Origin of the sequence: Bradyrhizobium sp. 141 (genome assembly GCF_023074055.1) — a bacterium.
GTDB lineage: Bacteria > Pseudomonadota > Alphaproteobacteria > Rhizobiales > Xanthobacteraceae > Bradyrhizobium.
In genome coordinates, this window is record NZ_JADPKR010000013.1 from 497,577 (window position 1) to 522,235 (window position 24,659).

Below are 24,659 nucleotides of genomic sequence, written 5' to 3' on the forward strand. Positions count from 1 at the left end.
CCGCAAATCTCCAGCTTTGACATCATTGGCTGTTCCGATGCCCCGACCTCCAGGTCATTCCGAGTTGATCGAGAGCATCTATGATGCGGGGCTCCACCCTGAGCTGTGGAGCGATGTCGTCGTCATGCTCAATGCGTTCATCGGCAGCCAGGCCTGCGGTCTGATTTCGAAGGATACGGTCAGCAAGTCCGGCGCGACGCACTATTATTGCGGGGTCGATCCGCATTACATCCAACTCTATTCCGAAACCTATTCCCGGTACGATCCGCTCGCCCGGCTTCCTGGGTATGGCGAGGTGCGCAACATTCCGGACCTCGTGAATTTCGACGAGTACCGCCGCGGGCGCTTCTATCAGGAATGGCTGCGTCCCCAGGGCTGCGTCGACGTCGCCAACGTGGTGCTGGAGCAATCGAAGTCGCCGTGTCCGATGCTGATGACCGTCATCCCGGGCAGGGAGATGCTTGACGCCGAGCAGCGCGCGCGCATGCAGTTCCTGGTCCCGCATGCGAGCCGGGCTCTGATGATCAACCGCGCGATCGAGCGGAAGCAGCAACGGGCGACCGCACTGGCCGACGTCGTGGACCGTCTGAATGCGGGCGTCATCCTGCTCGATTCAGCCTGCCATATCGTCCACAGCAATCCGGCCGCGGAAACGATCCTGGCCGCCGACGATGTCCTGCGCTCCATCTCGGGTCGGCTGGTGACGAGATCCTCCGAGGCTAACCTCGCCCTGCGCAATATCTTCCGTGATCCGGGAGAGGTTGCCGTGGCGGCGGCTGACGGCCGAAAGATCCCTCTGACGTCGCATGACGGATCGCACTACGTCGCACACGTGATTGCGCTGCCCTCGCTGCTGCGCGATGGTGCGACGGAGCGCACGTCGGCCGTAGGGGCCTTGCTTGTCTGGAAAGCGGAACTCGACAGTCGCTCATGTGCAGGCCTGATCGACCGCACGTTCGAATTGACGCCTGCGGAACTGCGCGTTCTGCAGTCAATCGTCGAGGTCGGCGGTGTGCCGGAGACCGCGGCTGCACTGGGGATCGCCGAGACGACGGTGAAGACGCATCTGCATCGTGTCTTCGCCAAGACCGGCGTTTCCCGTCAGGCCGATCTTGTCAAGCTTGCGGCGGGATTTTCCAATCCGCTTCTGCACTGACGCGCACGCGCGTCGCGGACTGATCGCTGCAGCTCGCGGCAGGTTCAAACATAGACATCATTAGAAAGTTATCGCGCGTCATTCGATCGAATGACGCGATTTTTTGCGTTCTCTTCTAGAGACACGTCACACGATTACTTGTTCTGGCGTATCAGAGTTTGTGTGAAGCAACTCACAGCAGGTTGGTGTGAAGTCCATCATTCTCTCGTACAGGTTGAGATGAGGTCGTCATGCGAAGGACGTCACTTGCGATGGCCGACCAGTTCCGTGACATCGTCGCTCGCGTCGTGGCCGTGCTTCGCGAGCAGCGTAAGATCGACGCGCGGCGCGCATTGCAGCGCTATCACCATCTGCTGGCGCAGCCGGACGAAGCATTGCCTTTGAACGAAATCATTCCGGCCGGCAAGGAAGAGGATGTTTCAGGAAATGCCTACGGATTTGATGCGCGCGAGCGCGACGCCAGCCAAGCTGCATTCGAGCGCGCGTAATTTCAACATCGTCGCGATCGTGCTGACCGCGGCGCTTGTTGCACTTCAGCTGGTCGGACTGGCGCTTCTGGAACGATCCCACGCGCACGCGATGCACGTGTCGTTTCCGCGCGAGGCGGCCGTCTGCACCGAGAGTCCCGATCCTGTTGTCCCGCAGATCCCCTACGATTGACCGGAGGACGGTCCGTGCCTGATGTCACGACTCTGATTCTGCTTAGCGTTGCCGTATTCGCCGGCGCCTTCGTTTCTGGGCTCTCCGGTTTCGCGTTTTCGGCCGTCGCGGGTGCGATCCTGCTGCGGGTGTTTCAGCCGCTCGAAGCCGTGCCGCTGATGATGGCGTGCAGCATCGGCGTGCAGGCAACCAATCTGTGGGCGCTCCGACGCAGCATCCGCTGGGAGGGCAGTCTGCTGCTGATCGTCGGCGGATTGATCGGCGTACCCATCGCTGTGTCGCTGTTGCAGAGCGCGGATACTCATCTGCTCAGGCGCGGATTCGGCATCATCGTCGCGCTCTATGCGGCCTACATGCTGCTGCGCCCGACGCTGGTGACGGCCGGTGAGACGGTCGGCCGGCACTGGGTCGCGCTGATCGGGTTCGGAGGAGGGCTTGTCGGCGGGCTGACGGCGATGCCGGGTGCAATCCCGACGATCTGGTGTGACATGCGCGGCATGCCCAAGAGCGAGCAGCGCGGCCTGGTGCAGCCTTTCATCGCCGCGATGCAGCTCTTCGCGATCGTCCTGCTGGTCGGACACCAGGACCTGTCGTCAAAAGTCTTCGTCGACCTCGCGGTCAGCCTGCCGGCGCTGTTTGCCGGATCAGCGCTCGGCGTGATCGCCTTCCACCGCGTCAACGAGACGGTCTTTCGCAAGACCGTGCTCGTTCTGTTGCTGCTCTCAGGGATTTCCCTGGTCTAGTGACCCACAGTCTGGACCGGCGCCGCGCTGGTGTCGCTGCCGTGGTGCGTCAGCGGCTTCATGCCAGTGACGGTCCGCAGCAGCACGTAGAACACCGGCGTCAGGAACAGGCCGAACACGGTGACGCCGATCATGCCGGAGAACACGGCGACACCCATGGCGCGCCGCATCTCCGAGCCCGCACCAGTCGAGAGCACCAGCGGCAGCACGCCCATGATGAACGCCATCGACGTCATCAGGATCGGGCGCAGCCTTAAGCGGCTCGCCTCGATCGCAGCCCGGATCGGCGTGCGTCCTGCGAATTCGAGCTCGCGCGCGAATTCGACGATCAGGATCGCGTTCTTGGCCGAGAGTCCTACGAGGACGATAAGCCCGATCTGGGTGAAGACGTTGTTGTCTCCTTTGGAGATCCAGACGCCGAACATGGCAGCGAGCAGGCCCATCGGCACGATCATGATGATCGAGAGCGGCAAGGTCAGGCTCTCGTAGAGCGCGGCCAGCACCAGGAACACCAGCAGGATCGCCAGCGGGAACACCCAGAGGCCGGAATTGCCGGCGATGAACTCCTGATAGGTCAGGTCGGTCCATTCGAAGGCAAAGCCGGGCGGGAGCACCTCCGCCGCAATCCGCGTCGCCGCCTCCTGCGCCTGGCCCGATGAAAAACCAGGTGCCGCTGCCGCGTTGATGTCGGACGACAGGAACCCGTTGTAGCGGATCGCGCGCTCCGGCCCCGCGCTCTGGCGGATTGTGAGTAGCGCCGACAACGGCACCATGTCGCCGGAGGACGAGCGTACCTTCAGCTGCCTGATGTCGTCGGCACGGGCGCGGAACGGTGCGTCAGCCTGGACGCGAACGGAATAGGTGCGGCCAAACTTGTTGAAGTCGTTGACGTAGTAGGAGCCGAGGTAAATCTGGAGCGTATTGAACACTTCCGGCACGGGCACCCCTAACTGCAGCGCCTTGGTGCGATCGATGTCGGCGAACAGCTGGGGCACGTTGACCTGGAAGCTCGAGAACACGCCGGCGATCTCCGGCGCCTTCTGCATCGCCGCCATGAACGCCTTGGTCGCCTCGTTCAGCGCCTCATAGCCGAGACCGGCGCGGTCCTCGATCTGCAGCTTGAAGCCGCCGATCGTGCCGAGGCCGTTGACCGGCGGCGGCGGGAACATGGCGATGAAGGCTTCCTGGATGCCGGCATATTTCTTGTTCAGATCGGCCGCAATTGCATTCCCGCTCAGGGCCGGGCTCTTGCGCTCGTCGAACGGTTTCAATGTCGAGAACACGATGCCGGCGTTGGACGAGTTGGTGAAGCCGGAGATCGACAGGCCGGGGAAGGCGACCGAGCTCTCGACACCGGGCTGGGTCAGCGCGATGTCGCTCATCTTGCGGATGACCTCTTCGCTACGGTCGAGCGTGGCACCATCGGGCAGGCGGGCAAAGCCAACCAGATATTGCTTGTCCTGGCCCGGCACGAAGCCGCTCGGCACCTGCTGGAACAGGAGAGCGGTGAGGCCGACCAGAACCGCGTAGAGGCCCATCACGGCGGCCTTGCCCGAGATCACCCTGGTGACGCTGCCGCCGTAATTTTCCGAGGAGCGCGTAAAAGCCTTGTTGAATGCGCGGAAGAACCAACCAAGGCTCTTTTCCATGATGAGCGTCAGCCTGTCCTTCGGTTCGTTGTGGCCCTTGAGAAGCAGCGCCGACAGGGCCGGCGACAGCGTCAGCGAGTTGACGGCGGAGATTACGGTCGAGATCGCGATCGTCAGCGCAAACTGCTTGTAGAACTGCCCGGTGAGGCCGGAGATGAAGGCGAGCGGCACGAACACCGCGATCAGCACCATGGCGATCGCGATGATCGGCCCCGAGACCTCGCGCATCGCCTGATAAGTGGCATCGCGCGGCGACAGCCCGGCCTCGATGTTGCGCTCGACGTTCTCGACTACGACGATGGCGTCGTCGACGACGATGCCGATCGCAAGCACAAGGCCGAACAGGCTCAGCGCATTGATGGAGAAGCCGAACACGTGCATCACGGCAAACGTGCCGACGATCGACACCGGCACGGCCAGCAGCGGGATGATCGATGCGCGCCAGGTCTGCAGGAACAAGATCACGACCAGCACCACCAGCGCGATCGCCTCGAGCAGCGTGTGGATCACCGCCTCGATCGAGGAGCGCACGAACTGGGTGGGATCGTAGACGATCTGGTAGGACACGCCCTCGGGCATGTTCTTCTTGATCTCCGCCATGGTGGCGCGGACGTTGTCGGAGATCTGCAGCGCGTTGGAGCCCGGCGCCTGGAAGATCGGGATCGCCACCGCCTGCTTGTTGTCGAGTAGCGAGCGCAGGCCGTATTCGGAGGCCCCTAACTCGATGCGCGCGACATCGCGCAGCCGCACCACTTCGCCGCGTGCACCGGTCTTGACCACGATGTCGCCGAATTGTTCCTCGTTCGCAAGCCGGCCTTCCGCGTTGACGGAGAGCTGGAGATCGATGCCCGCAACGTTCGGGGAGGAGCCGACCACGCCGGCGGCGGCCTCGACGTTCTGCGCCTGGATCGCCCGCACGATGTCGCTCGCGGTCAGTCCATGCTCGGCGGCTTTCTGCGGATCGACCCAGACCCGCATCGAATAGTCGCCGGCGCCATAGAGCTGCACGTCGCCGACGCCGTCGATCCGCGCCAACCGATCCTTGACGTTGAGCACGGCGTAGTTGCGCAAATACGTCATGTCGTAGCGGCCGTTCGGCGACAGCAGGTGAACGACCATGGTGAGATCGGGCGACGACTTCTTGGTGATGATGCCGAGCTGGCGCACCACGGCGGGCAGGCGCGGCTCGGCCTGCTGCACGCGGTTCTGTACCAGCTGGGTGGCCTTGTCGGGGTCGGTGCCGAGCCGGAACGTCACCGTGAGCGTCATGGCGCCGTCAGTGGTCGCCTGGCTCGACATGTAGAGCATGTTCTCGACGCCGTTGATCTGCTCCTCGATCGGCGTTGCCACCGTCTCCGCGATCACCTTGGGATTGGCGCCGGGATAGGTGGCGCGTACCACGACGGACGGCGGCACCACGTCGGGATATTCCGAGATCGGCATCGCGAACAGCGAGATCAGGCCGGCAAGGAAGATCAGGACCGAGAGAACGCCTGCAAAAATCGGACGATCAATGAAGAATTTTGAGAGATTCATGGCTTTGCCCCTGCGCGAGAGACAGCTCTCCCGTCATTCCGGGGCGTGGGCGAAGCCCGCGAACCCGGAATCCAGAAGTGATGTCTTGGTGTTCTATGACTGCGTCACTCCGGGGTCGCGCTGCCCGCGCGCCCCGGAATGACGGAGAACGCTAGCGTTGCACCACGTCCTGGTTGCTGTGGTTGGAAGCCTGCTGTGGCCCACGCGCACCCATTGCGGCGACCTCGGTCTTGAGCAAGGCGCCTGGACGCACACGCTGCAAGCCGTTGACGACGATGCGGTCGCCGGACTTCAACCCCTCGGTCACGATGCGCAATCCGTCCACGGCGCCGCCGAGCGTGACCGGCCGGTAGACCGCCCGGCTGTCGTCCCCGACCGCCATCACGAATTTCTTGTCCTGGTCGGTGCCGATCGCGCGCTCGTCGATCATCACCAGCGTCTGCTGCTTCGGCTGACCCATGCGCACGCGGGCGAACTGGCCGGGGATGAGACGCCCGTCCTCGTTCTGGAAGACCGCGCGGACACGGATCGTGCCGCTCTGGCCGTTGACCTGGTTGTCGATCAGCTGGATATGGCCTTTCGCCGAGAGACCGCCGGAGGTCGTCATCTCCACCGGAATCTGGTCGAGCTTGCCGCGCTGGCCCTTGGCATCCGCGATCGAGTTCAGCGCACGCAGCACGACCTCCTCATCCGCATCGAACGACGCATAGATCGGATTGACCGAGACCAGCGAGGTCAGCACCGGGGAGGCGGTGCCGGCGGCGACGAGATTGCCGACGGTGACCTCGATCTTGCCGACGCGGCCGTCCACGGGCGCGCGCACCTCGGTGTAATCGAGATTGAGCTTTGCGGTCTGGAGCGTTGCCTCGGCCGCCTTCACGTTGGCGATCGCTTCGCGGTTGGCGTTCTCGCGCTGATCGAAATCGCGGCGTGTCACGACCGCGTTGCCGACGAGCTGCGCGCCGCGTTCGACCTCGCTGGTGGTGAACACCACGCGCGCCTTCGCCGCCTCGAGCTGAGCGTTGGCCTTGTCGACCTCTGCCGCGTAAGGCGCCGGGTCGATCTTGAACAGGACGTCGCCGGCCTTCACCAGTGCGCCTTCAGTGAACTTGGTCGCAAGAATCGCGCCGGCGACGCGAGGGCGGAGCTCGACGCGGTTGATGGCCTCCAATCGGCCGGAGAAGTCGTCCCACAGCGCAGTCTGCCGCGGCTCGATCATGGCGACAGTGACGGGCACCGCCTGTTCAGCCGCGGCGGCCGTTGCGGTTGCCTGGGCGGGCCGAAAATAGTGGCTGGCCGCGATCGTACCGGCCACGGCAAGGACGCCAACGATGGCGACGCCGCCGAGGAGGCGGCGAAGGCGGCCGGCAGAGGAGGTATTTTGAGTGGGGTGCATTTGCGCGCTCCAGATATGTAGTGTTCACTACAGATGTGGAGCTGGATATCGCAATGCAAGATACTTATGTAACATTCACTAAGAAAATTGTACGCCGATACCGCGACAATGGGAAGACACAAGAAAAAGAAAGCCAGAACAAATAGATAGGATCCGGCGTTAGCTGACATGGGACGCCGATTCCGAGGAGATAGGCACATGGGCATGGGACGCCCCCGCGAATTCGACGCCGAAATGGCGTTGGACCAGGCGATGGAAGTGTTTTGGCGCCATGGCTATGAGGGCGCCACCATCGCGCAGCTGACCGAGGCCATGGGCATCAATCCCCCGAGCCTCTATGCCTGTTTCGGCAACAAGGAAGGCCTGCTCAAAGCCGCGCTCGATCGTTACAGCAAGCTGCGCGGTGTCTGGATGGAGGAGGTGGTCGCAGCCGCCACCGCCCGCGACGTCGCCGAGCGGATGCTGATGGGCATCGCCGACAAGCAGACCGATCCCGCCAATCCGCCCGGTTGCCTGCTCGTGCAGGGCGGCATCGCCTGCGGCACCGGCTCCGAGAATGTCCCGTTCGAGCTCGCCGCCCGCCGCGCCCAGAACGAAGACCAGCTCCGCGACCGCTTCATCCGCGCGAAGGCCGAAGGCGATCTGAAGCCGAGCTCCGATCCCGCCGCGCTCGCGCGTTATGTCTTGGCCGTGTCAGTCGGCATGGGCGTGATGGCGTCATCCGGCGCGGATCGCGAAGCGCTGCGGCAGGTGGCGAGCGTCGCCGTGCAGGCGGTCGAGGCGCAGTCGGCCGACAGAACGTAATCGATCTCCGTCATCTCGCGGATTGCATTGCAGGCAGCCCCGGCGGCGGGACGAAACCGCCGAACTCGCGTTCGATCAGCGCGGCGAGCGCGATCGTCGTGTGGTCCTCGAGATAGGGGCCGATGATCTGGACGCCTATTGGCAAACCCGAAGGCGTGCGCTCGATCGGAACGGCAGTTGCAGGAAGTCCGCAGGTCGAGGCGGGATCCGCCCAGATGAAGCACGCATCGGCGTAATTGTAGTGCTTGCCGTCGATGTCGAGCTGTCGCGCGTCGAACGGCTCGGACTGGTCCTGCGGAAAGGCCGGCACCGCTGCGCACGGGTAGATCACCGCGTCGAACTCGCGGAATAGAAGCTGCCACCGCCGCTGCAGCTGCAGGCGGGCCGCATCGGTCGCGAGCCATTCACGATGCAGCATGCCCCAGCCGCGGGCGCGTTCGGCTTGCAGACTGCGGTCGTTGGGCACCAGTGCTGCGGCAACTTCTTGCGCCTCTGCGAGCGCGGCCGGTGTCAGCCGCGGACTCCGCGCTCCGTTCAACAGTTTCATGTAGAGCCGCGCGGAGTCGGCGAGGTCGGGCAGCGACGTGCTCGCGCGCGCGACCCGTGCGCCCGATCTGTCGAGCCGGTCGGCCAATCGCCCAATGGCAGAACGTACGGCGTCACCCGTCGGCATCAGCGGATGGGTATCGATCACGAGGATCCTGAAATCCCTGAGATTGTCATGCCGCGGGGCGGGCAGCTCAAGGCGGTAGCCGATCCCCTCGCGCGTCTCGTCGGGGCCGGCAATGACGTCGAGCGATAATGCGAGATCCGAGGCCGTACGCGTCATTGGCCCAACGACAGCCAGATCGCCCTGGCCGGGGACGGGCGGTGCCGGCGGCAGGCTGTATCCGCGCAGCGGGACCAGGCCGAGGCTCGGCTTGTGCCCGAACACACCGCAGAAATGCGCGGGGACCCGGATCGAGCCGCCGATATCCGAGCCGATCGAGAGTGGACCGAAGCCTGCGGCCAGCGCCGCGCCCGATCCGCCCGATGAGCCGCCGGGCGACCGGCGGAGGTCCCACGGATTGTTCGTCGTTCCGTAGATTTCGTTATAGCTCTGGAAATCCCGCAGCCCGATCGGGATGTTGGTCTTGCCGATGATGACGGCGCCCGCCGCCTTCAACCGCGAGACCACGAGGGCATCTTCCGCCGGTTGAAAATCCCTGAAATGCGGAAAGCCCCAGGTGGTCGGCAGGCCGGCAACGTTGAACGGCTCCTTGAGGGTCACGGGAATGCCGAGCAGCGGCTGGCGCTCGCCGCGCTCAAGCGCGGCATCGGCGACGCGCGCAGCGTCTCTCGCGCGGTCGAAATCGCGAACGATGACGGCGTTGATCCGCCCGTCCAGCGCCTCGATGCGCGCAATCGTATGTTCGAGCAGCTCCGACGCCGAGATCTTGCGCGCCTGCAGGGCGCCCAGAAGTGTGCTGATCGAGCCGTAATCCCACGCAACGCCATCTGCGGTCATCACGAATTCCATTGTCACATCGCTGTGTCGAGACTTCCCGATGCAAACCGATCCGGGCACCGAACATGCAATTTTGAAAGCCGGATGAGGAGGCGGCGCAATGGGCACCAGATCTGCTTGCCGGTGGCACCGATGCGGAGGCCGGGCTTCAAAGCAGCTATGCCTTCCGACCCGTTAACGGATCGGCGCGACGGCGGAACTGACGATCGGCCATCATGCAAATCTGCGCCTGCTTTGCCCGACGTGTCAAACGTCCGCGCGGGCAGGCCACGCGCCGTGCGGCGCGAGATTCTTCGATGATTTGTACTTTGCATGGGGTTGTTTTCGCGTTTTTTGTTTGGAGGTCCCCCGGGCCGGAGCACCAGCCGTCAGAGGCCGTGTCGATACGAGCGCTCCTAAGAATTCTTACACACAGTTCTGGCACCTTCCGCGCGACAATGTCCGCCACCCGCATCGCCGCCTCTTATTGCGCGTACGAAAAGACGGGGCCCGCGGGAACCGAGGGGCGTAATCCATGACTGCACTCGCTTCGGACGCCGGTCGCCTGAAGGGTGGGATCGTGCCGATCCTGTTGTGCGTCGTGCCGTTCAGCCAGATTCCGCTCGATGCCTACACGCCCGGCCTGCCGCAGATGGTGGTGGATCTCGCCACGGACGCGGCCTCGATGCAGAACACCGTCACCGCCTATATGCTCGGCATGAGTCTGGCGCTGGTGCCGGTCGGCATCGCCTCCGACACACTCGGCCGCCGCAACGTTCTGCTCGCAGGCCTGTCCGTGCTCATCGCGATGAGCATCGCCTGTGCGCTCGCCACCAGCGCCTGGCTGCTGCTTGGCTTGCGCTTCCTGCAAGGCGTCGGCGGCTGCACCTGTCTCGTCGTCGCCTATGCCGTTGCGGCCGACTGCTTTCGCGGACGCGAGCTCACGGCGATCTCCGGCCTGCTTGGCGCCGCGTGGGGGCTCGCGCCGGTGCTTGCGCCCGCGGCCGGCGGCTTCATCGTCGAGCTGACGTCATGGCGTGGCGTCTTCGTCATCATCGCCGTTGCCGCGGCGATCGTTGCCGCCATCGTCGTATGTCTTCTGCCCGAGACGCTGCCCGTTGATCGGCGGGCACCGTTCGATCCGCGCCGCACGGCCGGCATCCTGCGCGATGCGCTGCTGCGTCCGGGCTTCCTGGCTTTTGTGCTGGTGTTTGCCGCAGCAGCGAGCGCGCAGCTGGCATTCGGCGTCGTCGCGACGTTCTTCTACCAGACCGGCCTCGGCTATTCCGCGGCCATCTACGGCCTCATCGCGCTCGGCCTTGGCGGCGTCAATCTCGCCGGCGAGCTCGGGTGCGCGCATTTTGCGCGCTTCATGCCGGCGCGCATGCTGGGGTTCGGCGCATTCGCGCTATTTCTTGCCGGATCAGTGGTCCTGACCGTAACAGGCATGATCTTCGGCCTCGACTTTGCGTCGATCACGATCGGCGGCGCGCTGGTGCTTGGCGGCTGCGGCGTGCTGTGTCCGATGATGTACGGCATGGCGCTCGGCCTGTTCGAGCGTGACCACGGCCTGATCGGCGGTCTCATCAGCGCGCTCTGCTATCTCGCCGTCAGCGGCGCCATGGCGATCACGGCGGTATTGCCCGAGGCGACGCAGGCGCCGATCGGATGGCTCTATCTCGGCCTCTGCGCTGTTGCGGGCACGCTGCTTGCGATCTCGCTGCCGTCAGTGCGCCACGCCACACAGACCTGAGGAAGGAACCAATTCATGACCACTGTCGGTATTCGCGGCACGTTCTTCGACTTCGTCGACGATCCCTGGAAGCACGTCGGCAACGAGCAGGCCGCCGCGCGCTTTCACCAGGACGGCCTCATGGTCGTCACCGACGGCGTGATCAAGGCGTTCGGTCCCCATGACAAGATCGTCGCTGCCCATCCCGGCGTAGAGATCACTCATATCGAGGACCGCATCATCGTCCCCGGCTTCATCGACGGTCACATCCATCTGCCACAGACCCGCGTGTTAGGGGCCTATGGCGAGCAGCTCCTGCCGTGGCTCCAGAAGTGGGTCTATCCGGAAGAGCTCAAATATCGAGATCGCAACTACGCGCGCGAGGGCGTGAAGCGTTTCCTCGACGCGCTGCTGGCGTCCGGCACCACCACCTGCCAGGCCTTCACGAGCTCTTCGCCTGTTTCAACCGAGGAATTGTTCGAGGAAGCGGCCCGCCGCAACATGCGCGTCATCGCGGGCCTCACCGGCATCGATCGCAACGCGCCGGCGGATTTCATCGATACCCCCGAGAATTTCTATCGCGACAGCAAGCGGCTGATCGCGCAGTACCACAACAAGGGCCGCAACCTCTACGCCATCACGCCGCGCTTCGCCTTCGGCGCCTCGCCGGAGCTGCTCAAGGCGTGCCAGCGCCTCAAGCATGAGCATCCGGACTGCTGGGTCAACACCCACATCTCCGAGAACCCGGCCGAATGCAGCGGCGTGCTGGTCGAGCATCCCGACTGCCAGGACTATCTCGGCGTCTACGAGAAGTTCGACCTGGTCGGTCCGAAATTCTCCGGTGGTCACGGCGTCTATCTCTCGAACAACGAGTTTCGCCGCATGTCGAAGAAGGGCGCCGCGGTGGTGTTCTGCCCGTGCTCGAACCTGTTCCTCGGCAGCGGCCTGTTCCGCCTCGGCCGCGCCACCGATCCGGAGCACCGCGTGAAGATGTCGTTCGGCACCGATGTCGGCGGCGGCAATCGCTTCTCGATGATCTCCGTGCTCGACGACGCCTACAAGGTCGGCATGTGCAACAACACGCTGCTCGACGGCAGCATTGATCCGAGCCGCAAGGACCTCGCCGAGGCCGAGCGCAACAAGCTCTCGCCCTATCGTGGCTTCTGGTCGATCACGCTCGGCGGCGCCGAAGGCCTCTATATCGACGACAAGCTCGGCAATTTCGAGCCCGGCAAGGAGGCCGATTTCGTGGCGCTCGATCCGAACGGTGGGCAAGTCGCGCAAGCGTGGCACCAGTCGCTGATCGCCGATGGCGCCGGCCCGCGTACGATGGACGAGGCCGCGAGCATGCTGTTCGCCGTCATGATGGTCGGCGACGATCGCTGCGTCGACGAGACCTGGGTGATGGGCAAGCGTCTCTACAAGAAGAACTGAAGCGGACGGCCGCCGATGAGCGCATCTCCTGATACGTCCGGACAGCCGGTCGCCCTCGTCATCCAGCGCCGCATTGCCGATGACGGCTTTGCCGCGTTCGCGCGCTGGAATGGCGAAGTCGGCGAGGCACTCAAGGCCTGGCCCGGATTCCTGGGCCAGGAGGTCGTGCCGCCGCGGCCGCCGGCCCATGTTGATTGGGTGACGGTCCTGCGTTTCGCAAGCCCGGCTGCAGCGCGCGCCTGGCTTCAAAGCGAGGAGCGGACGCGGCTGATCGGCGAGGTGCAGCGCTTCTTCGTCGGTTCGGAGGACGTCCATATCCTGCCCGACAGCGGCGTCCAGCGTGACAATGCGGTCTCCGCCGTCATCTCCTTCAATGTGCCGGATGGACTCGAAGACGCGTTCCTCAAATGGCAGCAGCGCATCCAGGCTGCGGAGGCCGAGTTCAAGGGGTTCTTGCGCCACAAGATCGAGCGGCCGATTCCGGGCCTTCACGACGAGTGGATCGTCATCCTGACGTTCGACAGCGATGCCAACCTCAACGCATGGCTCGACTCGCCGTTGCGGCAGACGCTGCTGAGGGAAGGTGAGCGCTTCAACGCGGGCATGAACGTGAAGCGGGCGAGCTACGGCTTCAATTTCTGGTTCCCTGCCGGCAAGGCCCAGGCTCCGGAGCAAAGCCCAAGCCTGATCTGGAAGAGCAACCTCATTGTGCTGCTGGTGCTCTATCCCGTGGTCTACCTCTGGGGCTATTTTGTCAGCGGGCCGCTGATCGACAGTCACGGCGTGCCGGTCTGGCTATCGCTCTTCGTCGGCAATCTCGTCAGCACCCAGTTGCTCGGCTGGTGGTTGGTGCCTGCCGCCTTCAGGGCACTCGACTGGTGGGTCAGGCCGAAGGCGGCGATCAGTCGCCAGATCGCGGGATATGCACTGCTTGCCGCGCTCTATGCGGCGTCGATGGGTCTGTACGCGCTGCTGCTCGCGTGGCATTGGGGGCGGTGAGACCGTCCACCGCCGGACACGTAACGACCATGTTCGCCCTGACATTTCTCGGAACCTCGGCCAGCGTTCCCTCAGTGGAGCGCAACCATCCGGCGCTCTTGGTGGAAGCCGCGGGCAAGCGCATCCTGGTCGATTGCGGCGAGGGCACGCAGCGCCAACTGCTGCGCAGCGGCGCCGGCTTTCGGCGGCTCGACCGCGTGCTGCTGACGCACGCTCATCTCGATCACGTGCTGGGCATCCCCGGACTGTTTTCGACCCTGGGCTTGCGGCAGAGCGCCGAAATGATGACAATTCATGGCGGGCAGGGCACGCTCGACCTCGTCATCCGGATGCTCGCAGGCTTGTGGGGTGCGGGCAGGGCGCCGATCGCGGTCGAGTTCGCTGCCCTGAGCGAAGGACAGGTCATCGACGCCGGCGACTACACCATCGCCTGCTTTGCGGTCCGCCACCGCGACACCGACAGCTTTGGCTTCGTGTTTCAAAGTCCTGCACGTCGCCACCTTCGGCCCGATCGCCTTGCGGCCTTTGGCGTCCCGGATGGTCCCATGCGCGGCGAACTGGCTGCAGGACGGCCGGTCGTGATCGCCGATCGAACGATCGATCCGGAAGACGTCCTAAGCCCGCCGAGCGGCGGCAAGAGGCTCGTCGTGATCGGTGACACCGAAACCACCGACGGATTGTCCAGTTACGTTGCTGACGCCGATATGCTGGTGATCGAGGCGACCTTCCTCGATCGCGACGCCGCAACCGCGCGGGATTACGGCCATCTCACCGCGGCGGAAGCGGCCGCCTTTGCTGCCGCGAACAACGTCCGTCAGCTCGTGCTCACCCATATGTCGGGACGATACGAGGACGACGATATCCTGGCCGAGGCGTCGAGGATCTTTCCGAACACCCGGATCGCCGCCGACTTCGATCACGTTGTGATCTAGTCGCGCCTTCGAGGGCCGCTTGTTCAGTGTCGATTGCAGGTCTAGGTTCGCAGGCCAACGGGTGCGGGGCTGATGGGGACAGTTCGTTTTCTGCTGGCGGCGATCGTCGTTGGATTTCATTGCCAGTTTGGCGTCATCCACCAAACAATCGGGGGCCTGGCCGCGGTAGAGGTCTTCTACATCATCAGTGGCTTCTACATGGCCGCCGCCTATGAGCGGCACTATCCGGGGCGGCCTGCTGCGTTCATGGCCAGCCGCTTTGCGAGGCTCTACCCGTTCTACCTGACTGTCCTGATCGCTACGTTCGCACTGCATTTGTGGAACCCGGCGAACGAGAGCGGCATCTTCGATTCTCTGCGAACGGATGAGCGGCCCTATGTGATCAACCTGTCGCTGGTGGGTCTCGATCTCTATTCGGCCATGCACAGCACCACATATCTCTTGGTTCCTCAAGCATGGTCGATCAGCGCGGAGATCGTCTTCTACGCGCTACTGCCAGCCTTGCTCCTACTCAACAGAAAACGGCTCGCCGGGTTGGTGGTCGCTGCCTTCGCGATCAAGCTGGTCATTCTTCACTTCTGCGAATGGAAATGGGCTTACTTCCCGTTTTACAGCCAGATCGGCTATTTCGGCACTGGGGTTGTGCTTTTCTCGTTGCGGGATCGCCTGACATGGTCGACGCGTGTGGGCTACTGGCTCGCCGGCCTCTACAGCCTCTATCTCCTGGGCGACGTGTATGCCGACGTCGACTATCACGGGGGCATCGTTCAGGGCGTGATGCTGGTTGTCGCAACCAGCATCGTGATTCCGACGCTCTTCGCGAGGGTCAACGGACCGCTGTCGACCGCATTGGGCGACGCCTCCTACGGCGTCTATCTCTCGCATTTTCTCTTCATACAGATCGCGATCAATTTGCAGCTGTTTGATCCGATCACGCTGACCAATCCGCACATTGTGAGCCATTGGCGAATTCTGTTTCAGACTTTGGGCATCCTGCTCGCATCCACAGTCGTCGCGCTCGCATTCGAATTCACGGTCCAGCGGTGGATTGATCGGGCGCGCCGCTCGCTCTTCTACAACCGCAAAGCGCCACTGGATTCCTCATGGCAATTGGACCGGCGTGAAGCTGTCGGGAAGGGTTGATGCGAACGCAGCAAGAACAAGCTGACGATGTGCACAGAAGGACTGGACCGCGAAGATCAGCGCGGCTATATCAGCGGCCTGCAAGCCGCTGATTTGCAAAACTTTCAGCCTGCCTCGCAGAACTTCCGAAGAAAGCTTAGTGATTTCAAGCGCTTCGGTGGGGAATGGTGTAACGGTAGCACAACAGACTCTGACTCTGTTTGTCTTGGTTCGAATCCAGGTTCCCCAGCCAGTTCCGGGCACTTTTGCACGGGTCGCAGTTCCCTCGGTATGCCGTTCGATAGGATGAGGTCCGTTGGTCGCGGCGCCGCTCGCGACGGTTTGCCTCATCTGAAAATCGCATCTCGCCGTCGGATCGCTGTGCGCTCCATCGTCCTTGGGCCATCAACCCAAGGAGATCCGTGATGCCCTATGTCGATGGTTTCGTTCTGGCCGTGCCGAAGGACAAGGTCGATGCCTACAAGTCGCTGGCGACGGCCGCCTGCGCGCTCTGGATGGAGCACGGTGCGCTCGATTATGTCGAATGCATCGCTGACGACGTTCCCTATGGAGAGCTGACGTCGTTTCCGCGCGCGGTGATGGCGAAGGAGGACGAGGTCGTGGTGTTCGCCTGGATCGTCTACCGCGACCGGGAGACCCGCGATGCCGTCAACAAGAAGGTGATGGCAGACCCGCGGCTGAAGATGGAGGGCATGCCGTTCGACGGCAAGCGCATGATCTATGGCGGCTTCACGACGCTGCTCCGGGCAAACGACGTCATCGGCTGACAGCGGGATGGCGCGGCAGTAGCTGGAAGCTTGTTACTTGATCTTGTCGTAAGCTGCCGCGAAATCACCCAGCGGCATCGGGATCGCGATGATCTCCTTGGCCATGTTCTGGAAGGAGACCTTGAGCTGCTTGCCCGATCGCAAGGCCGCGAGCAGGTCGGCCGCGATCGGGGTCGAGGCGTAACAACCGCGGTTCTCGCAGGTCTGGATCTGGAGATCGACCGTCTTGCCTTCGTCGACCTGAAGCTTGGCGCCGACGGGAAGATTGAGGCCGAGCGGCAATTGCAGCAATGCAACCGGCGTGCGGGTGTCGGGCGCGATGCGGATGTTGACGAGGACGATGGTCTGGCCGGTCTTGGTCAGCACCGCGTTCTGCTCCATCGCGCATTCGAGCGGCGCCTCGCGGCTCACGCTGGTGCAGCGCACGATCCAGCCGGGCTGCTGCGCCGGCGCACCGTCAGCCTGTGCTTGCGTCGGAGCTGGCGAGGGCTGTGCTGCCGGGACAGGGGAAGCTGCGTTCTTCTTCGCGCCTTGCTGCGCATGGGCGGCCCCCGTCGACAACAGGACCGCGGCGGCGAGGGCGACAAATCGGGATTGCATGGGCATGGCGAAACCACGTTGGCGTGAACCGGGGGTCTCGCTGTAGCGTCGCGGGAGACGCGGCGCAAGCTTACTCGGCGGCTTCCTTGACGGTGCCGTGCTCGACCGTCTCTTGGCTGTCACCGTCACCCGGACGGCCCCAGCCCGAGAACCAGTTGTTGAGCTCGTCGAGATAGAGATAGACGACGGGCGTGGTGAACAGCGTCAGCGCCTGGCTGACGATCAGGCCGCCGACCATGGCGTAGCCGAGCGGCTGGCGGATCTCGGCGCCGGTGCCGTGACCGAGCATCAGCGGCACGCCGCCGAGCAGCGCGGCCATCGTCGTCATCATGATGGGGCGGAAGCGCAGCAGCGCGGCCTGGCGGATCGATTCCTCCGGCGTCTTGTGCTCGTCGCGTTCGGCGGCGATCGCAAAGTCGACCATCATGATGCCGTTCTTCTTCACGATGCCGATCAGGAGAATGATTCCGATCAACGCAATCAGGCTGAAGTCGAAGCCGGCCGCCATCAGGATCGCGAGCGCGCCGACGCCGGCCGAGGGCAGGGTCGACAGAATCGTGATCGGATGGATGTAGCTCTCGTAGAGGATGCCGAGGATCAGATAGACCACGACGAGTGCGGCGAGGATCAGCAGCGGCACGGTGCCGAGCGACTGCTGGAAGGCCTGTGCGGTGCCCTGGAAGCTGGAATTGAGTGTCGGCGGCGTTCCGAGATCGGCCATCGCCTTCTGCACGGCCTCGGTCGCCTGGCCGAGGGCGATGCCCTGGGCGAGGTTGAAGCTGATCGTGATCGCCGGAAACTGGCCTTGATGGCTGATCGAGAGTGGGCGGACCGGATCGGTGGTCCAGGTCGCGAAGGTCGACAGCGGCACCTGTTCGCCGGTCAGCGGCGATTTCAGATAGAGCTTGTTCAATGTCTCGAGACTGCCCTGCATTTCCGGCAGGACTTCGAGGATCACCTTGTAGGTGTTGAGCTGAGTGAAATACTGCGTAACCTGCCGCTGTCCGAAGGCGTCATACAGCGTGTCGTCGATCATCTGCGGCTGGATGCCGTAGCGCGAAGCGGTGTCGCGGTTGATCTTGAGCTGGACGGTGGTGCCCTGCGTCTGCTGGTCGGTCGCGACGTCGCGCAGCTGCGGCAGCGTCTGCATCTTGGAGAGGATTTTTGGCGCCCATTCGTTGAGCTCCTCCAGATTGGCGTCCTGCAGCGTGAATTCGAACTGCGTACGGGTCGGCCGACCGCCGAGCCGGACGTCCTGGGCCGCCTGCATGTAGAGGCGGGCGCCGGGCACCTTGTCGAACTGCGGACGCAGCCGCGCGATGATCTCCTGCGCCGAGGCCTGGCGCTGGTCGCGCGGCTTCAGCGTGATGAACAAATTGCCGTTGTTGCCGGCGCGGCCGCTGCCGCCGATTGCCATGGCAATGCTGGCAATGTCGGGATCGGCCATGATGATCTTGCCGAGCTGCTCCTGGCGTCTGACCATCTCCTTGAACGAAATGTCCTGCGAGGCCTCGGATGTGGCCGTGATGAGGCCGACGTCCTGTTGCGGGAAGAAGCCCTTCGGAATCAGGACGAACAGGTAAATCGACAACCCGAGCGTGGCGAAGAAGATCGCCAGCGTGGTGCGGCGCCAGGCCAAGGCGTGGTCGAGCACGTATTCGTAGCCGCGCAGCATCCCGTCGAAGGCGCGCTCGCTCCATTGGTAGAACCTGCCGTGGGTCACCTCGCCATGCGCGCGCAGGAAGCGCGAGGCCATCATCGGCGTCAGCGTCAGCGACACGAACATCGAGACGAAGATGGTCATCGCCAGCACCACGGCGAACTCGCGGAACAGGCGCCCGATGATGCCGCCCATCAGCAGCAGGGGAATCAGCACCGCCACCAGCGAGATGCTGATCGAAACGATCGTGAAGCCGATTTCCTTGGAGCCCTTGAAGGCGGCCACCATGGGCGAGTCGCCTTCCTCGATGTAGCGGGTGATGTTCTCGAGCATCACGATGGCGTCGTCGACCACGAATCCGACCGCAATGGTGAGCGCCATCAGCGACAAATTGTCGAGCGAATAGCCGACCACCCACATCAAGGCGCACGCGCCCAACAACGCCAATGGCACCGTCACCGTGGGAATGACGGTGGCCCAGAAGCTGCGCAGGAAGATGAAGATGACCATGACCACGAGCGCGATGGTCAGGAGCAGGGTGAACTGGACGTCTTCGACCGCGGCACGGATTGTCGTGGTGCGGTCGCTGATCAGCTCGATCTTGATTGCGGGCGGAATAGCAGCCACCAGCCGGGGCAGGGTGGCCTTGATGCGGTCGACCGTCTCGATGACGTTGGCACCGGGCTGCTTGAATATCACCAGGAACACGCCGCGCTTGCCGTTGGCCCAGGCTGCCTGCTTGGCGTCTTCGGCGGCGCTGACCGCCTGGCCGATGTCACGGATGCGCAACGGACCGCCGTTGCGATAGGCGATGATGACGTCGTTCCAGTCCTTCGCGTGCGTGAGCTGGTCGTTGGCGTAGATCGTATAGGCGCGCTTCTCGCCGTCGATATTGCCCTTGGGGCTGTCGACCGTGGTGATCGCGATCGCACTGCGCACGTCTTCCAGCGACAGGCCCTTTGCCACGAGCTTGCCGGGATCGACCTGAATGCGGATCGAAGGTTTCTGCTGGCCGCCGATGAAGACCTGCGCGACGCCCGAAAGCTGGCTGATCTGCTGGGCGAGCTGGGCGTCGACGGCGTCGCTGACGCTGGTCAAGGGCAGCGTCTCGGAGGTTGCCGACAGCAGCAGGATCGGGGCGTCCGCAGGGTTGACCTTGCGGTAGGTCGGCGGCGAGGGCAGATTCTTCGGCAGTTGGCCGCTGGCGGCGTTGATGGCACCCTGGACGTCGTTGGCGGCGCCGTCGATGCTGCGATTGAGGTCGAACTGGATGGTGATTGACGCCGTGCCCAGGTAGCTCGTCGAGGTCATCTGGGCGATGCCGGGGATCTGGGCGAATTGCCGTTCGAGCGGCTGCGCCACTGACGAGGCCATCGTCTCGGGGCTGCCGCCGGGCAGGTTGGCCGTGATCTGGATGGTCGGAAAGTCCACCTGCGGCAGCGGCGCGACCGGCAGCAGCGGGTAGGCGACGAGGCCGACGAACAGGATGCCGGCCATCAGCAGCGAGGTGCCGATGGGATAACGGATGAAAGGTGCCGAAATCCCGCCCTCGGTCATTCCTGTCGAACCTTGTTCTGGGCCGGATCCGAGCTCGCCACCGCTGTCGAGACGAGGCTTCCGGGCTGCACCTTGAACTGACCGCCGGTGATGACCTGCTGCCCGGGGATCAGGCCTTCATCGACGACCGAGCGTCCGTCGATGCTGTAGCTGACCTTGATCTTGTGCACTTCGGCCTTGTTGTCCTGATTGACGGTATAAGCGTACAGGCCGTTGGTCGAATGCTGGACCGCATCATCGGGAACCACGGTCGCATCTTTCAGCGTCCGCACCAGAAGCCGCGTCGAAACCGACTGGCCCGGCCACAACGTGTGGTCCTTATTGTCGAAAACCGCCTTGAGCCGAATGGTCCCGCTGGTGGTGTCGACCTGGTTGTTGATGACCGCGAGCTTGCCCTCGGCCAGCGTCTTCTTGCCGTCGGTCGTGAAGGCGATCACTTTGAGCGCACCAGCCTGCTGGCCTTCGCTGATATAGGGGAGCTGGTCTTCCGGTGCCGTGAAGATCACGGTGATCGGCTCGACCTGCGAGATCGTGACGATGCCCGTCTGCGTCGAGGCGTTGACGATGTTGCCGATGTCGACCTGGCGGAGCCCTGCGACCCCCGTGATCGGCGCCTTGATCTGCGTGTAGTCGAGCTGGGTCTGGGCGTTGGCGATCGCGGCTTCGTCGGCGGCGATCTGGGCGGTGAGCTGGGCGACGGTGGAGCGCTGGGTATCGACCCGCTGCGCGGTCGCGAATTCGCCGAGCTTCATGGCGCGCTGAAGTTCGAGATTGGCGTTGGCGAGGCTCGCCTCGTCCTGCGCCTTCTTGGCCTTGGCCTGGTCGAGCGCGGCTTGATAGGGGCGGGGATCGATCGCGACCAGAAGCTCGCCCTGCTGGACAATCTGGCCTTCCTTGAAGGCGAGTTTGTCGATCTGACCATCCACCCGGCTGCGGACCTGGACGGTGTTGAAGCCCTGAACCGTGCCGAGACCGGTCAGGTAGACCGGGAAGTCGACCTTCTGAACCGGCGCGACGCTCACGGGGACGGCGGACGGGCGGGGTGGACCCTTCTGGGCGGTCTGGGTTTTTCCGACTCCAGGCCCGAATTTCTGCCAACCATAGTAACCCGCGGAGGCCACGGCCGCGACGATCAGAAGCCAGAGGATCGGCCGGGACTTTTTCATGTCGTCTCGTGTCGGCTCGTATGCCCTCAGCTACGAATTACGGGGCAATCGCAGGGTTCCAGCGCGTTTGTATAATACACGCCAAGTTCCAGTGTAAACAGCACTATCAGTTGAGAATCCTAAACAATTGGAAAGCTTTGCACCACCTGGGCAGTGGTCTGGCGCGGCGGTGTGCAGTGCTGCATTTTCCCGGTCGGGTCGATCGGCGGGCAAGTCTTGTGCGGCACTCGCAGACGGTGTGCTCAACCTCGATGGCGCCGCGCCGAGCCGCAGCTCGGTGCCGGCGACAAGAACGGTTCTAAATACCGCGGAAGCTGTTTCGGTTGTCAGGAATTTCGGCATCGTCCATATCGGCGCCGCCACAAGGGAGCGCAGCATGGACGAATTGAACGGCAAGCTGATCGCGTGTCAGATTCTGATCACGGGATTGATCGCGCGTGTGGCCAACGAGCAGCGCGATCCCTTGCGCTTCCTCACCGACTTCCGAGACGAGATCAAGGCCGTCGTGAATGGCGTCAACATCGCGGGGATGGACAACACCGATCGCGTGCGCGCGGTCGCGCAGAAGACCGTCGATGAATTGTTCTCGCTGATGAAGCCGCCGAGCAGCGATTGATGCTGAAAGCAAACCGTCAATTGCACGCAATTGGCGTCATCTTTAGAATGAGTCCAGCCTTAGTTTAGAACGATTTCAAACTGCAGTTTAGAATTGTTTTGATCTGGATTGATTCAAGGGTTCTTGCGAGGCGCTCGCATTGACCCACTATTTTGCGGCCGATACCAACAACCCATCGTTCGTCGAAGTGAGTGAGCGAACAGGAAGATGGGGCGTTTGGTAATGGGGCAGGTGGTCGCACCGAAGTCGTTGCGTTCGGTCGCAGCATTCGATCTGGGGAATGAAAAGTTCGCGGGCGTTTCCGGCAAGAAGGTCTCCGCGGTTGCGAGCTTGATCGCAGCGGCATCCGTGTCGAGCGGGGCGCAGGCGCAGCAGTCGAACCTGCCGCCGGTGACGGTCGACGCTCCTGTCGCGCGCCCGCGTCCGACAGCTTCGAAGCCTTCGCCGGAGCAAATCCGCGCCCGCAACGCGCTTCGTCGTGCCGCGCAACGCGAGCAGGCGGCCCAGCAGGCGGCGCCGACTGCGCCGTCAGGCGCTCCCGATGGCAATCCATATGCCGATCCGGCCGCGCCCTACAAGGTCGACCACGTCCAGGCCTCGGGCAAGTTTCCCGAGAAGATGCTGAACACGCCCAAGTCCATCACGGTGCTCAGCAAGGAAGTGCTCGAGGACAAGAACGCGACGACGCTGAAGGAGATTGGGCGCTCGACCGCAGGCGTGACGCTGGGCTCGGGCGAAGGCGGCAACGCGTTCGGCGACCGCTTCTTCATCCGCGGCTTCGACGCGCGCAACGACGTGTTCATCGACGGCATCCGCGATCCCGCCGTTTCCATCCGCGAGAACTTCTTCACCGAGCAGATCGAGATTCTGCGCGGGCCGGCATCCTCCTACGCCGGCCGCGGCACGGCCGGCGGCGCCATCAACATCGTCACCAAGCAGGCCGGTGATCGCAACTTCCAGCGCGTGGATTCCGAGTTCGGCACCGACCAGACCAAGCGTGTCACGCTCGACGTCAACCAGGTCATCGACCCGACCTTCTCGGTGCGCACCGGCGGCCTGTTCCAGGACGCCAACGTGGCCGGCCGCAACTATGTGACCGACAATCGCTGGGGTACCTTCATCTCGACCAAATACACCCCGACCAGCGATATCAAGATCACCACGAACTATGTCCACACCGACCTCAGCGGTCTGCCGGATTTCGGCGTGCCCTTTTACAGGCAGGGTAACGTGCCGGTGACGTCGGCCGGCATTCCGCGCGGAAACTGGTACGGCTTCCTCAATCGCGACTTCCAGACCGCGCGACAGGATTTCGGCACCGGCATCATCGAGTACAAGGTCAACGAGGCCATTACGCTGACCAGCAAGGTGCGCGGCGAGCATTCGGTGCTCAACTATATCGGCACGCTGCCGCAGAACCCGATTACGACCAGCCCCAATCCGCTGCTCTGGACCACGACGGCGAGCGCGCAGAGCCGGTATCAGAACGTGGACGTGTGGGCCAACCAGAACGAGGCCACGTTCAAGCTCGACACCGGCGGGGTCAAGCACACCGCCGTGTTCGGCGTCGAGTATGCGAACGAGAACATCTCGATCGACCGCTACGCCGGCCTCGCGTCGGAGCTGTCCGGCTCCGCCTTCACGAGCAGCGGCGCCGTCTCAGGGGTCAATCTCTACTCCCCCCAGTACACCAACATTCCCTTCGGCATTCCGTCGCTCCTCGGAAATCCAACGCGCTACGGTGTCAACACCAGCAGCGTCTACGTCATGGACACCGCGAACTGGCAGGACACCATCATCGTCAACGGCGGCGTGCGCTACGACGGCTATAGCCAGAGCGCGTCGAACAATGCGAGCTATGTGAAACAGAACGCCGATCTGGTGAACTACAATGTCGGCCTGGTCTACAAGCCGATGTCGATCGGCAGCATCTATGCAGCCTACGCGACCTCGGCCAATCCGTTCGGTTCTGAACTAGACGCGACCGCCACCGACTACGGCGGTGTTCCTCCCAACTCGACCCTCTTGCTCGGGCCCGAGCGCAACAAGGCAATCGAGCTCGGCACCAAATGGGAGCTCGCCGATCGCCACCTGCTGGTCACCGGTGCGCTGTTCCAGACCACCAAGGACAACGCGCGCGAGACCGTCGCCGGCCTGCTGACATCGGGCGCGGCCTATAGGATCCAGGGCATCGACATCGAAGCCGAGGGCAAGATCACCGATCGCTGGAGCATCTTTGGCGGCCTGGTGTTGATGCAGTCGAAGGTCACGCAGAGCGGCGTTGCCTCGAATCTCGGCCTGCAGCTTGCCAACGTTGCCCACCAGTCGTTCAGCATGCTGACCAAGTACAAGTTCGACGGCGGCTGGGAGCTCGGCGGGCAGGCGGTGTACCGCTCGAAGGTTTACGGCGGTACCTTTGCGGCCAACACCAACGAGCTGCCGAGCTATTGGCGCTTCGATGCGTTCGTCGAGAAGAAGATCGACCAGAACTGGACCATGAAGTTCTACGCGCAGAACCTGACCAACAAGCTCTATTACGACTCGTTCTATCGCAGCGCGGTGCCGTTCGTGGCGGTGGCGCCGGGCCGGGCATTCTACGTCGTGACCACGGCGAAGTTCTGAT

The 24,659-nt window shown here is 63.4% G+C and carries 19 protein-coding genes and 1 tRNA gene; 14 read left to right on the forward strand and 6 right to left on the reverse strand.

All coding sequences use genetic code 11. The annotated features are described in order from the left end of the window. The first annotated feature begins 37 nt into the window (after nt 1-37). The 4 genes from IVA81_RS04595 to IVA81_RS04610 all read left to right on the forward strand — a co-directional run bounded on the left by IVA81_RS04595 (nt 38) and on the right by IVA81_RS04610 (nt 2,559). Nucleotides 38-1,156 carry a helix-turn-helix transcriptional regulator gene (locus tag IVA81_RS04595; protein WP_247312863.1) on the forward strand — a complete coding sequence of 373 codons (1,119 nt, stop codon included), beginning with the start codon at nt 38-40 and terminating at the stop codon, nt 1,154-1,156. Nucleotides 1,157-1,407: 251 nt separating this feature from the next. After that, nucleotides 1,408-1,644, forward strand: coding sequence for a hypothetical protein (locus tag IVA81_RS04600; protein WP_247312866.1), 237 nt, complete (start codon nt 1,408-1,410; stop codon nt 1,642-1,644). Further along, the gene (locus tag IVA81_RS04605; RefSeq protein ID WP_247312869.1) at nt 1,598-1,816 is read left to right on the forward strand and encodes a hypothetical protein; all 219 of its coding nucleotides are present in this window, start codon (nt 1,598-1,600) and stop codon (nt 1,814-1,816) included. Before IVA81_RS04600 ends, IVA81_RS04605 begins: the two co-directional genes overlap by 47 nt. Before the next feature lie 14 nt (nt 1,817-1,830). After that, nucleotides 1,831-2,559: a sulfite exporter TauE/SafE family protein gene (locus IVA81_RS04610; RefSeq protein ID WP_247312872.1), complete on the forward strand. Its 729-nt coding sequence runs from the start codon at nt 1,831-1,833 to the stop codon at nt 2,557-2,559. Here IVA81_RS04610 and IVA81_RS04615 read toward each other — a convergent pair. Together IVA81_RS04615 and IVA81_RS04620 are read right to left on the reverse strand one after the other, a co-directional pair. Further along, nucleotides 2,556-5,744 carry a multidrug efflux RND transporter permease subunit gene (locus IVA81_RS04615; RefSeq protein ID WP_247312875.1) on the reverse strand — a complete coding sequence of 1,063 codons (3,189 nt, stop codon included), beginning with the start codon at nt 5,742-5,744 and terminating at the stop codon, nt 2,556-2,558. The genes IVA81_RS04610 and IVA81_RS04615 overlap by 4 nt on opposite strands. A 151-nt stretch (nt 5,745-5,895) precedes the next feature. Beyond that, entirely contained in the window at nt 5,896-7,140 is a 1,245-nt protein-coding gene (locus tag IVA81_RS04620) for an efflux RND transporter periplasmic adaptor subunit (protein ID WP_247312878.1), read from the reverse strand. Nucleotides 7,141-7,338: 198 nt separating this feature from the next. Between IVA81_RS04620 and IVA81_RS04625 the strand changes: the two genes are divergently transcribed. Next, nucleotides 7,339-7,944 (forward strand): TetR/AcrR family transcriptional regulator, encoded by a 606-nt coding sequence (locus tag IVA81_RS04625; RefSeq protein WP_247312882.1) that lies wholly within the window; start codon nt 7,339-7,341, stop codon nt 7,942-7,944. Between the two features lie 10 nt (nt 7,945-7,954). Here the strand turns inward: IVA81_RS04625 and IVA81_RS04630 are convergent, their stop codons facing one another. After that, nucleotides 7,955-9,463 (reverse strand): amidase, encoded by a 1,509-nt coding sequence (locus IVA81_RS04630; RefSeq protein WP_247312884.1) that lies wholly within the window; start codon nt 9,461-9,463, stop codon nt 7,955-7,957. Between the two features lie 502 nt (nt 9,464-9,965). Here IVA81_RS04630 and IVA81_RS04635 point away from each other — a divergent pair. The 7 genes from IVA81_RS04635 (at nt 9,966) to IVA81_RS04665 (ending at nt 16,437) form a co-directional block, all read left to right on the forward strand. Beyond that, entirely contained in the window at nt 9,966-11,183 is a 1,218-nt protein-coding gene (locus IVA81_RS04635; RefSeq protein ID WP_247312887.1) for a multidrug effflux MFS transporter, read from the forward strand. Between the two features lie 15 nt (nt 11,184-11,198). Next, nucleotides 11,199-12,596 (forward strand): guanine deaminase, encoded by a 1,398-nt coding sequence (guaD, locus tag IVA81_RS04640; protein WP_247312890.1) that lies wholly within the window; start codon nt 11,199-11,201, stop codon nt 12,594-12,596. A 15-nt stretch (nt 12,597-12,611) separates the two neighbouring features. After that, complete coding sequence (locus tag IVA81_RS04645; RefSeq protein WP_247312893.1) at nt 12,612-13,595, forward strand: antibiotic biosynthesis monooxygenase; 984 nt, start codon at nt 12,612-12,614, stop codon at nt 13,593-13,595. A 29-nt stretch (nt 13,596-13,624) separates the two neighbouring features. Continuing rightward, a complete protein-coding gene (gene rnz, locus IVA81_RS04650; protein WP_247312896.1) occupies nt 13,625-14,527 on the forward strand; it encodes a ribonuclease Z in 903 nt (300 codons plus the stop codon). 72 nt (nt 14,528-14,599) lie between these two features. Further along, nucleotides 14,600-15,670, forward strand: a complete 1,071-nt coding sequence (locus IVA81_RS04655; RefSeq protein WP_247312900.1) for an acyltransferase — start codon at nt 14,600-14,602, stop codon at nt 15,668-15,670. Between the two features lie 158 nt (nt 15,671-15,828). Beyond that, nucleotides 15,829-15,902: transfer RNA gene (locus IVA81_RS04660), tRNA-Gln, on the forward strand. Between the two features lie 172 nt (nt 15,903-16,074). After that, a complete protein-coding gene (locus tag IVA81_RS04665) occupies nt 16,075-16,437 on the forward strand; it encodes a DUF1428 family protein (protein ID WP_247312902.1) in 363 nt (120 codons plus the stop codon). A 33-nt stretch (nt 16,438-16,470) separates the two neighbouring features. Here IVA81_RS04665 and IVA81_RS04670 read toward each other — a convergent pair whose 3' ends face one another. From IVA81_RS04670 to IVA81_RS04680, 3 genes are all read right to left on the reverse strand, one after another. Next, a complete protein-coding gene (locus IVA81_RS04670) occupies nt 16,471-17,043 on the reverse strand; it encodes an invasion associated locus B family protein (RefSeq protein WP_247312905.1) in 573 nt (190 codons plus the stop codon). Between the two features lie 64 nt (nt 17,044-17,107). Then, on the reverse strand, nt 17,108-20,254 hold the full coding sequence (locus IVA81_RS04675; RefSeq protein ID WP_247312908.1) for a multidrug efflux RND transporter permease subunit: 3,147 nt from the start codon (nt 20,252-20,254) through the stop codon (nt 17,108-17,110). After that, nucleotides 20,251-21,420, reverse strand: coding sequence for an efflux RND transporter periplasmic adaptor subunit (locus tag IVA81_RS04680; protein ID WP_247312911.1), 1,170 nt, complete (start codon nt 21,418-21,420; stop codon nt 20,251-20,253). Before IVA81_RS04680 ends, IVA81_RS04675 begins: the two co-directional genes overlap by 4 nt. Nucleotides 21,421-21,796: 376 nt before the next feature. On the opposite strand from IVA81_RS04680, the gene IVA81_RS04685 reads away from it, so the two are divergent. Both IVA81_RS04685 and IVA81_RS04690 read left to right on the forward strand, forming a co-directional pair. Then, the gene (locus IVA81_RS04685; protein WP_025035676.1) at nt 21,797-22,036 is read left to right on the forward strand and encodes a hypothetical protein; all 240 of its coding nucleotides are present in this window, start codon (nt 21,797-21,799) and stop codon (nt 22,034-22,036) included. A 222-nt stretch (nt 22,037-22,258) separates the two neighbouring features. Then, nucleotides 22,259-24,658, forward strand: a complete 2,400-nt coding sequence (locus tag IVA81_RS04690) for a TonB-dependent receptor (protein ID WP_247313331.1) — start codon at nt 22,259-22,261, stop codon at nt 24,656-24,658. Nucleotide 24,659 lies beyond the last annotated feature (1 nt).